The 11,925-nt window shown below is 46.6% G+C and carries 13 protein-coding genes; 4 read left to right on the forward strand and 9 right to left on the reverse strand.

Features of this window, described 5'->3' with window-relative positions:
* Positions 1 to 16 precede the first annotated feature (16 nt).
* A complete protein-coding gene (locus tag ABC765_RS09775; RefSeq protein ID WP_376752307.1) occupies positions 17 to 1,540 on the reverse strand; it encodes an amino acid permease in 1,524 nt (507 codons plus the stop codon).
* 216 nt (positions 1,541 to 1,756) lie between these two features.
* Positions 1,757 to 2,260 (reverse strand): GNAT family N-acetyltransferase, encoded by a 504-nt coding sequence (locus tag ABC765_RS09780; RefSeq protein WP_347964029.1) that lies wholly within the window; start codon positions 2,258 to 2,260, stop codon positions 1,757 to 1,759.
* Between the two features lie 43 nt (positions 2,261 to 2,303).
* Between ABC765_RS09780 and ABC765_RS09785 the strand changes: the two genes are divergently transcribed.
* Positions 2,304 to 3,116 (forward strand): alpha/beta hydrolase, encoded by an 813-nt coding sequence (locus ABC765_RS09785; RefSeq protein ID WP_347980344.1) that lies wholly within the window; start codon positions 2,304 to 2,306, stop codon positions 3,114 to 3,116.
* A 62-nt stretch (positions 3,117 to 3,178) separates the two neighbouring features.
* Here ABC765_RS09785 and ABC765_RS09790 read toward each other — a convergent pair whose 3' ends face one another.
* The 4 genes from ABC765_RS09790 to ABC765_RS09805 all read right to left on the reverse strand — a co-directional run bounded on the left by ABC765_RS09790 (position 3,179) and on the right by ABC765_RS09805 (position 5,923).
* Positions 3,179 to 3,856 (reverse strand): phosphatase PAP2 family protein, encoded by a 678-nt coding sequence (locus ABC765_RS09790; protein ID WP_347980345.1) that lies wholly within the window; start codon positions 3,854 to 3,856, stop codon positions 3,179 to 3,181.
* 67 nt (positions 3,857 to 3,923) lie between these two features.
* Positions 3,924 to 4,385: a threonine/serine exporter family protein gene (locus ABC765_RS09795; RefSeq protein ID WP_347953762.1), complete on the reverse strand. Its 462-nt coding sequence runs from the start codon at positions 4,383 to 4,385 to the stop codon at positions 3,924 to 3,926.
* A 12-nt stretch (positions 4,386 to 4,397) separates the two neighbouring features.
* A complete protein-coding gene (locus tag ABC765_RS09800) occupies positions 4,398 to 5,150 on the reverse strand; it encodes a threonine/serine exporter family protein (RefSeq protein WP_347980346.1) in 753 nt (250 codons plus the stop codon).
* 107 nt (positions 5,151 to 5,257) lie between these two features.
* A complete protein-coding gene (locus ABC765_RS09805) occupies positions 5,258 to 5,923 on the reverse strand; it encodes a metal-dependent transcriptional regulator (RefSeq protein WP_033934673.1) in 666 nt (221 codons plus the stop codon).
* A 169-nt stretch (positions 5,924 to 6,092) separates the two neighbouring features.
* Between ABC765_RS09805 and ABC765_RS09810 the strand changes: the two genes are divergently transcribed.
* Both ABC765_RS09810 and ABC765_RS09815 read left to right on the forward strand, forming a co-directional pair.
* The gene (locus tag ABC765_RS09810) at positions 6,093 to 6,995 is read left to right on the forward strand and encodes a cation diffusion facilitator family transporter (RefSeq protein WP_347953764.1); all 903 of its coding nucleotides are present in this window, start codon (positions 6,093 to 6,095) and stop codon (positions 6,993 to 6,995) included.
* Positions 6,996 to 7,143: 148 nt separating this feature from the next.
* Positions 7,144 to 7,857 (forward strand): glycerophosphodiester phosphodiesterase family protein, encoded by a 714-nt coding sequence (locus ABC765_RS09815; protein ID WP_347953765.1) that lies wholly within the window; start codon positions 7,144 to 7,146, stop codon positions 7,855 to 7,857.
* Between the two features lie 101 nt (positions 7,858 to 7,958).
* Here the strand turns inward: ABC765_RS09815 and ABC765_RS09820 are convergent, their stop codons facing one another.
* From ABC765_RS09820 to ABC765_RS09830, 3 genes are all read right to left on the reverse strand, one after another.
* Complete coding sequence (locus ABC765_RS09820) at positions 7,959 to 8,645, reverse strand: VIT family protein (RefSeq protein WP_347953766.1); 687 nt, start codon at positions 8,643 to 8,645, stop codon at positions 7,959 to 7,961.
* 15 nt (positions 8,646 to 8,660) lie between these two features.
* The gene (locus ABC765_RS09825) at positions 8,661 to 9,341 is read right to left on the reverse strand and encodes a VIT family protein (RefSeq protein ID WP_347980347.1); all 681 of its coding nucleotides are present in this window, start codon (positions 9,339 to 9,341) and stop codon (positions 8,661 to 8,663) included.
* A 164-nt stretch (positions 9,342 to 9,505) separates the two neighbouring features.
* Complete coding sequence (locus ABC765_RS09830; protein ID WP_006500657.1) at positions 9,506 to 9,982, reverse strand: universal stress protein; 477 nt, start codon at positions 9,980 to 9,982, stop codon at positions 9,506 to 9,508.
* A gap of 237 nt (positions 9,983 to 10,219) precedes the next feature.
* On the opposite strand from ABC765_RS09830, the gene ABC765_RS09835 reads away from it, so the two are divergent.
* The gene (locus tag ABC765_RS09835; protein WP_347980348.1) at positions 10,220 to 11,758 is read left to right on the forward strand and encodes a multicopper oxidase domain-containing protein; all 1,539 of its coding nucleotides are present in this window, start codon (positions 10,220 to 10,222) and stop codon (positions 11,756 to 11,758) included.
* The last annotated feature ends 167 nt before the right edge of the window (positions 11,759 to 11,925 follow it).

The following is an 11,925-nucleotide window of genomic DNA, read 5'->3' on the forward strand; positions in this document are numbered from 1 at the left end:
AGCAAGTTTTAATTTTCTACTTGATTTCCTTGCCATCAGCAGTAATATACTTCTCACCACGCGAGCTGCGCGATAAATCGGCTTCCTGCAGCGAAAGCAGGTGCGTCTTATAGCGGAACTTGTAGTAGCAGAACAGGATCAAGAAGATCGGCACTGCCATGTAGGTAATCAAGATGTTGTCCCAATCTAAGTGAATGAATGCTGGAATATTTTGACCAACAATCACAATCATACAGAAGATAAAAGCAAAAATCGGGCCAAATGGGAACATGGTCGCATGATACTTCAGCTCGCTCAGCTGATGTCCCTGTGCAACAAAGGCCCGCCGGAACCGGTAGTGAGCCATTGCAATCCCCAGCCAGGCAATAAAGCCAGACAGCCCGGATGCATCAATCAGGTAGTTATAGGCGTTGGCACTGACAAAATGCAGCAGGTAGATCGCCAGCGAGACGGCCATCGTCCCCAGCAGCGCATAGATTGGAATCCCCCGCTTATTAACATAGCCAAAGCCCCGCCAGGCATAACCTTCCCGTGCTTGCGAGAACAACATCCGCGTTGAGGCATAAAGTCCTGAGTTGGCTGAAGAGATCACGGCCGTCAAGATAACCGCATTCATCACGCTGGCTGCCGCTGCCAGGCCGGCCCGCTTAAAGACAATCGTAAATGGCGACATCGCCACGTCTTGAACGTTGCTGCTCAAAAGGTTTTTGTCGGTATATGGCAAAATGCAGGCCATGACAAAAATTGAAAGAATGTAGAACAGCAAGATCCGCCAGAAGGTTGAGTGAATGGCCTTCGGAACGGATTTTTCCGGCGTGGCGGATTCACCAGCCGTAATACCGACCAGCTCAGTACCCTGAAATGACATCCCTGCTACCAAGAACACGGTCAGAATGCTGGGAAAGCCGCCAACGAACGGCGCTTTTTTGTAATGGAAGTTTTTTAAGCCGATCGGTCCTTGACCACCCATAATTCCAAAAATGATCATAAAACCAACGATCAAGAAGACAATGATCGTTACGACTTTAATGATTGACAGCCAGTATTCAGTCTCACCATATGAGCGCACTGACAGATAATTGATCAAAAAGATCACCAGCAAAACAAAGCCGCTAAAAATCCATTCAGGAAACTGGGGCCACCAGAATTGAATGATAACTCCAGAGGTAACCGCGTCAACGGCAATCGTAATCACCCAGTTCAGCCAGTAGTTCCAGCCCATGGCAAAACCTAATGCCGGGTCAACAAACTTAGTACAGTAGGTAGCAAACGATCCCGTCAATGGAATATAGGTTGCCATCTCACCCAGACTAGTCATCAAAAAGTAAACCATGATTCCCATCATGCTGTAGGCGACCAAAGCCCCACCAGGCCCAGCCGTTGAGATTGCCGAACCACTGGCAATCATCATCCCGGTACCGATCGATCCGCCCAAAGCAATCATCGACAGGTGCCGCGTCTGCAGCGTCCGTTTCATATGGCCGGAATTACCAGTTATCGTCTGACCTTCCGTACCACCATTCTTTGCCTCTCCACTCATCGTAAATGGATTCCTCCTCTATGACAATTTCGAGCGCCAGTTATACATTTCTCATGGATAAAGTATAAGGTGTGCATACTTAATATGATTAAACATTTTAGCGCAATTTCAGCAAAAAAGCCATATCAATTGGACTATCTGCCCAAATTGGCTTATCTGCGACAACGAAAAAGATTATACAATAAAATAAATATTTAAACAAGTTTATGCATGTAATTATAAAGCTTTAACCATTTTCAAATAACCGTTTTCATTACCGATCTGATCAAATTTAAACTTTTTCAATAAAGATCTGGAACGCAGATTACCGATGGCCACATACGCCTGCAGCCGCTTAACATCGCTATTTTTTGCCAGCGCTTGCAAAAAAACGGCGAGCGCCTCACTCATAATTCCTCTTCCCCAACGATCGCGTCTCAGTAAATATCCCAGCTCCATGATGTGAGCCTGATAGTTTCCATCGTTTGCATATATCGGGAATAAGCTGATCAAACCGAGCAGCTGCCCAGCTGGATCAGTGATTAACAAAATCTGCTGCTGGCTAAGCCAGTTATTGACCGCCCAGCCACGCATCATTTGATCATCTGGCAGCTGCAGTCCGCTTAATCTAACCAGTTCACCATCGCTTAATAGATTCAAGACAGCCTGAAGATCGTCTTGGCTGCCCATTTTAATTACGAGATGGGCAGTCTTGATTGGCCAAAACAATTGTTTGTGCATTATAATTTCACCTACCAGGATCTTTTATCAGGAGTGTTTTTTAATGGAAATCATTCAAAAAAATTTAAGTACCGCCAATTATCAAACCAAAGCTGTGCTGACTGGCTATCTGCAGACGCCCGTTCCCAAGTCGCCGGTGCAGCAGTTCCGTCCGCTGATTTTTGTCCCTGGCGGCTCAATGACGCATATTCCAGTCGAACAAACTGAAAAGACCGCGCTCAGCTTTTCAGCTCGCGGCTTTCAAGTTTTCGTGCTGCGCTATACCTTCACCAGCGAACGTCAGCCGGTCTATCCCAATCCACTGATCGACTTGGCATTAGCCGTCGCGCTGCTTAGAAAACAAGCCGCAGTCTGGCATTTAAAAGCCGATCAGCTGACGATCATGGGCTTTTCAGCTGGCGGTCAGGTTACCGCACTGTACAATGACTACTGGCATGAAGAATGGCTCAGCAGGCTCAGCGGTATTGCCAGCGATCAGCTCCGCCCCAATGCTGTCATCTTAGGCTATCCCGTCATCGATCTCAACCTTGGCTTTCCTAAAGACGCCACAACGCGTGCCAAGTGGGCCGATGATCCAGTTCGTTATAATGCCGCGGCACATGTCAACGACTTAAACGCGCCGATCTTTATGTGGACGACTTTTACCGATCAGGTCGTATCGGTACAAAATACGCTTAGCTACAGCCAAGCCTTGCTGGCCCATCAGATTCCCCAAGAATTACATATTTTTGCGCATGGCCCGCATGGAATGGACATTGCCAATGCCTTGGTTGCCCACCATGATGACGTTGATCAGCCCCACGTCGCCCACTGGGTTGAACTGGCATGTGAGTGGGTTGATGATCTGTTTAAATAAAATTACCCAGGAAATATAAAATACCCAGTGTCAAATTCAAAAGAGACACTGGGTATTTTGATTCAAAGTTTCGAATTAGCAGTCTTGCGCCAACGTTTTTTTATATCGTTGGCAAACGTCAGGTAAAGCGTCTCGGAAATCTGCAGCCAGGCATAAGCCAACAGCATTGCTCCTACCGTATCAAACGGATAGTGAGCATAAAGATAGATGCGCGAAACAGCTACCAAGAAAACGGCCATGATCAGCAGCAGCTGGCAGACCACCCGCACTGCCGCATTTTTAATCAATGGCACCACGATCAAAAACAGCACTGCGGCCACTAGAAACGTCCCCATCACATGTCCACTGGGAAAACTGTAGCCATGGTCGCCAGTCGGGTGCTGCAGAGGCCGATCCCGTTTAACCAGGTACTTGACGATCTCATCTAAAAGGCCACCGATAATCAGCGTTAGCCAAGCCCAGAGTGCCGGCACCTTATATTTGAAGCCCCAGAGAAAGAAGGTAATGATCAGCATCCAGACAAGGGCCATCCTAGGACTGCCCAAAAACGAAACGACTACCATTATATGATAGGTTGCGTTAGGCGTATGATTAGGATTTGGTGCCAGCAGCGCCTGGAAAACCGAATCCAACACCTGCAGGATCATTGAGTTGCTCATCACCATACCAGCGACGATTAAAAACAATACAAAGCTTACCATGAATCGCTTCCAACGATTCGGATCTTGTCCTATCAGCATGTTAAAATTGCTCCTTTGTTGGATCTTGTCATGGCATCAGCCACAATAAATTTAATTATAGCACACCCTACCGATTTCTTAAGTGGTGTTCAGAGAATAACAGTCGATTAATCAGATCACCCAGGCCAAAGCCCAGCGTAATCGCACCAGCAATTACCAAAACCTGATAAAGATATACCAATGCCGCACCATTGCTTCCCAAGACAAAGCTGCGCACCATTTTATAGGCTTGTCCACCAGGAACCAGCGGCACCAGTGCGGGAACGTTAAAGATGATCATCGGCATTTTTCGCCAGCGGGCGGCCGCCATACTCAAGACGCCAATCATAATGGCAGCCAGCAGATTGCTTAAAGCCAGCCCCAGATGCAGCTGATAGTAGACTACCCAGTAAAATGCCCAGCTGGCTCCACCGATCGCACCTGCGCAGTGATAGGCCCGACGCGGTATGTTCAGTAGGATTCCAAAACAAATTGTCGAAAGGTCAGCCAGCACAAATTCAAAGATTAATCTAACCCAAAAGTTTTCCATGCTCTACCTCGCTCAAACGTATCGCAACACAAAAACAATTGCGCAGCCAATGGCAATTGCCGTCAGCGTGGCTTCAACCGCGCGTGACGTACCACTGATCAGATCACCAGACATTAGATCACGAGCCGCATTGGTCAAAGGGACACCTGGAACCAGCGGCATCACGCAGCCAATGATAATGTCATTAACGTCGTTGGCCCAATGCAGCTTGACAAATCCCACGGTCAAAAGCGCAATCACTAAGGAAGCACAAAACTCATTAACAAAACGCGCTTTAGAATGCTTCCCTAAAGTCAGATAGACCTGGTAGCTCACCAAGGCAATCACGGCCGCAAACAATGAATCATGGACATTGCCAGTATAAACGATCGTCAGCGCCCAGCTAAGCACGCCGGCTGCCACGCACTGAACAAAATCTGAAGTCTGCTGCGGCTGCTGGTCAACTTTCTGCAGTTTTGCATACAGTGTCTCAACATCGATTTCATGAGCAGCAAACTGCCGAGAAAGACTGTTGACGGCTGCAACCTTGTTAAGATTCAATTTTCGTTGATGAATATCAATTACCTGAGCGTTTGGCAGGTGTTCGGCGCTGGCAACGATCGCTGTCATCGTCGTAAATGCCTCAAAGTTTTTCAGCTGCGCGCTCAGTGCCATTCGTCGCATCGTGTCATTAACGCGTTCCATATTTGAGCCGTTTTCGATCAGCAAGCGCCCCGCTAGTAGACACGCGGTAATGGCAAGATCCTTTTTATCCTTGCTTTCCACTTTCAATCATCCATCCTTATTATCGGTGAATTTATCCAGGCATCAGCTAAAAACAACAAAAGGTTCAATGCATCATGCATTAAACCCGAGCCCTAAGATTTAATTGTCTAGTCCTGCAAAGGCTCCTGATTAACGAAAATATTATGCGAAGCCTTATAGGAAATGCTGAGCTGCTGATCATTATCCAGACATTCAACCAAGATCGGTCCTTCAAATGGTTCGTGTTTGATTACCTTAACCTTGGCATGCAGCTGAAGACCAACCTCATTTAAATAGGTCAGCAGCTCATGATTATCTAAGAAGCGTTCAATAACGACCGTTTCACCATCTTCTGCATCGGCCAGCAGACGATGACTGACACTGTCAAACTTGCCATTGGCAGCCGGAATAACGCCACCATGCGGACAGTACTTGGGATGATTTAAAAAGGCATCCAGAGCTGTCGCCAAACGATCGCTGGTATTATGCTCCAAAATCTCGGCTTCTGGGTGAACATCCGTCATGCTGTAGTGCAGATCATCAACCAAAAAAGTCTCCCACAGCCGATGCTTTCTGACCAATTCAGCAGCGTGCTTGATTCCCTCTGGCGTCAAAGCAATCCCATCATATGGTTCATGAGATACCAAGCCTTCCTCCGTCAGCTTGGTGATCATTTCTGTTACTGAACCGGCTGCGATGCCCAATCCCAGTGAAATTTCTTTATTAGAAACCTTTTTATAGCCACCGCCCAGCTCAAAAATTATCTTTAAATAGTCTTCTTTCATTGGGGTCATGTTTTGTAAAACTTCCTCCTAAAATATCAGCGGCAGTAAGTGTCGTCGAGCTTTTAACCATGTATTTTTCCATATTGAAACTAATCAGATTATAACATATCATAAAAATGTAATTTGGAATACCTAAATCTATTTTTAGCTTATTTATTTTAAGGTGGGGAGTGATTTCATGGAACGGCCCAACGTTTCCAGACAGCGCTTCTTAATCGTGACGCTGCTTAATGTTTTGATTACCGTTGTCGAGATTATTGGGGGATTGGTATCCGGCAGTCTGGCACTGCTTTCCGATGCCTTTCACAACTTAGGGGACTCGATCTCGATTGTTTTAGGCTACTTTGCCCAAGTTATTTCGGGCCGGCCAGAAAATCGCCGACGTACTTATGGCTACCGGCGAGCTGAGATTCTTTCGGCAATGGCCAACAGTATCTTTTTGATTGTCGTTTCAATCGCGCTGATCGTTGAAGCCATTAAGCGATTCAGCCATCCCGAACACATCAATGGCCGGATCATGCTGATCGTAGCGATTATCGGACTGATTGCCAACCTGGTTTCTGCGCAGCTTTTACATAGCGGCAGCCATGACAGTCTAAACGTCAAGGCTACCTATCTGCACGTCTTAAGCGATGCACTGTCTTCAATTGCCGTAATTTTTGGCGGCGTGATCTTAATGTTTTTCAACATCACCTGGCTTGACCCAACCTTGACGATCCTGGTTGCACTCTACATCGCCAAGGAGGCCTTGCCAATCATCAAGCAGACCTTAAGCATTCTGATGCAGTCGTCGCCTGATCTGGACTACGAAGCCATCAAGCATGATCTGATGCAGGTACCAGGAGTCGTAGGCGTCCACCATGTTCATGCCTGGACGATTGATGAGCACCGCATCGTCTTTTCAGCACACCTCAACTGCCATGATATGATGCTGAGCGAAGTCGAAAAAATCTATCTGCAGGTTGAAAAAATCCTAAACGACAAATATGACATCAAACACGTCACTTTGCAGGCCGAATGCCAGCGTGGACGTGATGAAGAGCTCTTTAATCCACCGGTTGACCATGACAAGCTGTGCTGATGAGCTCATCATGGCGCTTGACTGATGAGTTTGAGCAGTCCGAACAATAATTTACACGATTTTTACCAAATTGCTATTGCTTTATCATACTAAGCGTCTATAATTCGGTTCGAGAAATAAGCAAAGACAATCTTTAAGAGGTAAAAAAATGAATACTCAATCAAATCAAGCCATCCAAACCAAGATTTTTGGGCACCGCGGCTATCCTGCCAAGTTTCCGGAGAATTCATTAGCCGGTTTTCGCTATGTGGTTGCCCACCAGATCGATGGCGTTGAATTTGACGTTCACCTGACTTCTGATTGCGTTCCGGTTATCATGCACGATGAAACCATTGACCGCACGACAGACGGTACCGGCCGCATCGTTGACTACACGCTGGCTGAGCTGCGTCGGTTTAAGCTGAGCAATGGCGAATCCATTCCAACTCTGGATGAGCTGCTGGACGTATTTGAAAACAAAGACGTCTGGATCAATCTGGAATTCAAGACCGACAACATTGCCTACCAAGACATTGAAAAAATCGTTATGCCAATGGTCAACCAACACCAATTGCTGCATCCGGTTATCTACTCATCATTTAATCTGCAGACGTTAAAAAACTGCATGCAGCTTGACGCAACGCAGGACTATAACTGGCTGACTGAAAATGACGTACCCAAAGCCCAGGAATTCGTGAAAAAAGAACACCTGCATGGCATTCACCCGCACCATTACCAGGCAACCACCGCTACACAGCGCGTCTGGACCGTTAATGACGATCAAGAGGCCCAGCAGCTGTTTGAAAAAAACGTTGCCGGTATTTTTACCAATCGATTTGAAGACATGGTTCAATTAAGGAAAAACGTTCAAATCGCTCAATAGCTTCAAATCCTCGTTTCAAAAACTTGTGACGAGGATTTTTTTGCTGACATCAAAAAAATCCGAAATGACGGACATCTCGGATTAGCACATTATTGACAATTTTAAAACAGCTTACCAACACAGTAGTGAATAATAACGGTAATAATGCCAACGATAATATTACGAACGATTGCTACCTTAACCAAGCCATTGCCCAATTTGGAACTGATATATCCAGTCAGTGCACTGGTAAGGATGACTGCCAGAATTACGGCTTCCCAGCGCCAGGCCAGCGGTGCCAAGACCATTGCCAAAAGTGGCAGCAGTCCTCCTGCCGCCGCCGCTGCCAGGGATGAGAAGGCTGCATTCCATGGGTTGAGATAATGTCCCAGCTCAATATCGTATTTAACTCGTACCACCGTCTGCAGCGGCTTTTTATTCAGCAGGTCCTTGGCAATTGCCGTTGCGGTTGCCTCGCTGACCCCTTTTTCCATGTAGTGATCGCGAACTGCGACAACCTCGCTTTCAAAGTCATGCTTGAGCAGATATTCCTCATGAGCAACGGCTGATTTTTCCGTATCCTTTTGCGTAGAGACTGATGCATACTCGCCAGATGCCATTGAAAAAGCGCAGGCCAACAGATCCGACAGACCAGCAATAAAAATCGTAAATTGATCCGTTGTTGCCGCTGCTACTGAAACCAGTACGCCAACGACCGTCAAGATTCCGTCATTGGCTCCCAAGACACCCGCACGCAGCGTATTGAGCTTTTCTTGCATCGTCTGCTTGGGCTTTTTGTTTTGATCCATTTTCGCTTACCCCTTTCAACGTGCAAAAAGCTGACCAATCAAATACGTTACCAGCATCGTCAAAAAACCGGATGCTACGTTGCGAATCACTGACTTCAACCGGTTCGACTTGCCCAAAACGGCTGCCAGATAGCCAGTAATGATCAACGCAATCAAAACGGCAATGATCGTAGCGGCAATCGCGATCTCATGCGGAAAGCTCATCACGGCAACCATTGGTAAAATCGAGCCTAAAGGAAACGCGACCAATGAGGCAACTGCTGCCGCATAAGGACTGGTAAATTCCTTGGGATTGAAGCCATAGCGCTCTTGAACGGTCGTAACCAGTGGATCCTCATCCATCAGCTCTTTAGTGGCTTGGTGAGCTAATTTGGGATCAATATCTTGCGCCAAGAACTTATTTTTGACATAGTTGAATTCACGATCATAATCTTCTGACAATCGTTCCTTTTCTTCAATCAATGCCATCTTCTGCGAGTCTTTTTCAGTAGAGACGGAAACATACTCGCCCATACACATTGAAATCGTCCCCGCCAGACTGCCGGAAAGTCCTGAAATTAAAATTGCATGTGGATTGCTAGTCGCAGCCGCCACCCCAATTACGATCCCAGCAACCGAGATGATGCCATCATTGGCCCCCATCACACTGGCTCGCAGCACATTGATCTTTTGTGCCAGCGACATTTTCTTTTTCATAAGCCAGTCCTCTTTTCTTCTCCTAGTTTAGAATCATTATAACATAGAACTGAGAACCGACAAGTTTTTTATTTTGTCAGCTAAAACTAAAAGGCAAGTCCGATGCCGCCAACAGCATTCGGCTTGCCTTTTTTAGGATTGTCAAAATATTTTTGATCAGCTGACTATTCGTAGTGAGTAACCTCATCCGTACGAATTACGAAAACCGAAGTTCCCGAATGCTTAACCATGTATGAAGCCTGTGAACCAACCGTATTGCGATTGCCGTTTTTACCAATTGAGCCAATAATCAGCAGATCTGGTTTAAATTCAGGGATTACATGGTTGCAGATTCGTTCAGCGGGACGATCGCCTTGGTCAACAATCGCCGTGATTTTTTTAGGATCCACGCCATAATCAATCGCAGCCTGCACGTAGTCGTTCAAGCGCTTGCGTAAATCATCTTCCGTACTGTGAACGTAGTCTTTGTCCAATGCCTGATAAATGTTGACCCGGTTAGTCTCCAAGATCGAAACGATTCCAATCTCAGACCCATCACGCTTTGCCTTATCAACGGCGTAGGAAAAGGCAGCCCGAGCGTCAGGCGCATCATCAACGCCGACGAGAATCTTTTTGAATTTCTTTGGCTTAATGTCGAACAAACTAACGACTCCTCTCTTAGATAGCAAACCGACTCCACTCGCCGGTACTGACTAATGTTCATTTAACTCATCTATGTCTATGTTACTACATTTACCGGCTTTGTAAACTCAATTTTTTAGACAAGCCTAAATATTATTTAATGAATCATAAAATGTTTGCCGGCTATTTAGTTTAATTAATGATCATTAGCGTTATAATAGTTTTGTAAACGTATTCATTTAAGGGAGGTTATTGACATGAATGACCAAGAAACGATTCAACACTATTATTATGATGAAGCCGCCTTTGACTACCATGACCGTGCATACATTCCGCTGCAGGTGGCAGATGCACCAGAACAGCCCCTGCGGATTCCAGAAATTCTAAAACCCGATCAAGAAACTGCTACGGACGTTTACTATACGATCACCGCACAAACCGGCGCCGTTCAGCTCCTGCCAGGTAAAAAGACCGCAACCTGGGGCTATAACGGACCGCTGCTTGGCAAAACCGTAATCTTTAAGGATGGACAAACCGTGCACATTCACTATATCAATGACCTGCCCGAAGTAACGACTTTTCACTGGCATGGTCTGGCAATTCCGGGACCGATCGAGGATGGCGGCTGTCATGCTCCCGTCTATCCTGGACAGACGCGCGACGTTGAATTTACGATTCATCAACCAGCTGCCTTTGTCTGGCTGCACGCTCATCCATGTCCAGCTACTGCCGAACAAGTCTGGCATGGACTAGCTGGTGGCGCCATCGTTCAGGATCAGCACGAAGCTCAGCTGCCCTTGCCGCGTAACTATGGCGTCGATGACATTCCAGTTATTCTGCAGGATCGCCGTTTTCACGAGGACAACCAATGGGACTATCGCCAAGACTACGATCCAGATGGTATTTTAGGTCCCACGCCAATGATCAACGGGACGATCAACCCCTACTTTGACGTAACAACGCAAAAAGTAAGGCTGCGTTTCTTAAACGGGGCCAACCGACGTGAATGGCGGCTGCATTTTAGCGATGATCTGTCATTTACCCAGATTGCCGGCGACCTTTCACTGCTCCCTAAACCGTTAAAAATGACCAAGCTGATGCTGACATGTGCCGAACGAGCCGAAATCATCGTCGACTTTGGCAGCTATCGCCCTGGTGATGAGGTCGTGCTCTATTCTGACGATACGCCGCTGCTGCGCTTTAAGATTCACGAATTCAAGCCAGATCACGCTACGCTGCCCGAAGTCTTGTTTGAAACGCCTAATCCGGCTGTCTCGCCTGAAATGCCAATTCATTACGTAACCTTGGATGGAATGGACGAAGCAGTTGCAATGAACGGCAAGAAGTTTAAGATGGATCGCATCGACTATCAGATGCCAATGCATAAGGTTCAGCTTTGGGATATTGAAAACACCAATCACGCACCTGGCATGATTCATCCATATCACATGCACGGAACCGGCTTTGTCACGGTGGCTCGGGATGGGCATGCGCCAAATCCAAACGAGCTGGGGCTTAAAGATACGATTGCCATCAATCCTGGTGAACACGTTCTGCTCAAAGTCTGGTTTGACGTGCCTGGCGTCTTTATGTATCACTGCCACATTCTTGAGCATGAGGACGGCGGCATGATGGCACAATTAAAAGTCGTTGATCCCAAAAATCCTAACAAACAATATCAGCTGATGGATCACATGACCCTAATGCGCGCCTTTGCCGAAGAACGCCATGTGCCATTAAATGAGCTCTGGCTGGGCGGCATGGATTCCTATCGTAAAATGGGTGAAGAAATGTAGCATATTTCCCGGGAAATTTTGTTTTTTCCTGATGATCAGCCAGCTATAAAATTGCCGAAAACAAATAATGGTGCTTGCTCAAGCCGCTAAAACTTGAGTAAGCACCATTTTATTTTAGGAAAAAGAGAAGTTCAATCCGCGACTGTCTGATTTCCCATCTGCTTTGA

This window comes from Limosilactobacillus sp. WILCCON 0051 (genome assembly GCF_039955095.1).
In the GTDB taxonomy this organism is placed as follows: Bacteria; Bacillota; Bacilli; order Lactobacillales; family Lactobacillaceae; genus Limosilactobacillus; species Limosilactobacillus allomucosae.

Coding starts and splice junctions, on each gene's coding strand:
- ABC765_RS09775 (WP_376752307.1), bottom strand. CDS start 1,540: ATGAGTGGAGAGGCAAAGAATGGTGGTACGGAAGGTCAGACGATAACT.
- ABC765_RS09820 (WP_347953766.1), bottom strand. CDS start 8,645: ATGGATCAAAACAAAAAGCCCAAGCAGACGATGCAAGAAAAGCTCAAT.
- ABC765_RS09810 (WP_347953764.1), top strand. CDS start 6,093: ATGGAACGGCCCAACGTTTCCAGACAGCGCTTCTTAATCGTGACGCTG.
- ABC765_RS09815 (WP_347953765.1), top strand. CDS start 7,144: ATGAATACTCAATCAAATCAAGCCATCCAAACCAAGATTTTTGGGCAC.
- ABC765_RS09780 (WP_347964029.1), bottom strand. CDS start 2,260: ATGCACAAACAATTGTTTTGGCCAATCAAGACTGCCCATCTCGTAATT.
- ABC765_RS09790 (WP_347980345.1), bottom strand. CDS start 3,856: ATGCTGATAGGACAAGATCCGAATCGTTGGAAGCGATTCATGGTAAGC.
- ABC765_RS09835 (WP_347980348.1), top strand. CDS start 10,220: ATGAATGACCAAGAAACGATTCAACACTATTATTATGATGAAGCCGCC.
- ABC765_RS09795 (WP_347953762.1), bottom strand. CDS start 4,385: ATGGAAAACTTTTGGGTTAGATTAATCTTTGAATTTGTGCTGGCTGAC.
- ABC765_RS09785 (WP_347980344.1), top strand. CDS start 2,304: ATGGAAATCATTCAAAAAAATTTAAGTACCGCCAATTATCAAACCAAA.
- ABC765_RS09825 (WP_347980347.1), bottom strand. CDS start 9,341: ATGAAAAAGAAAATGTCGCTGGCACAAAAGATCAATGTGCTGCGAGCC.
- ABC765_RS09805 (WP_033934673.1), bottom strand. CDS start 5,923: ATGACCCCAATGAAAGAAGACTATTTAAAGATAATTTTTGAGCTGGGC.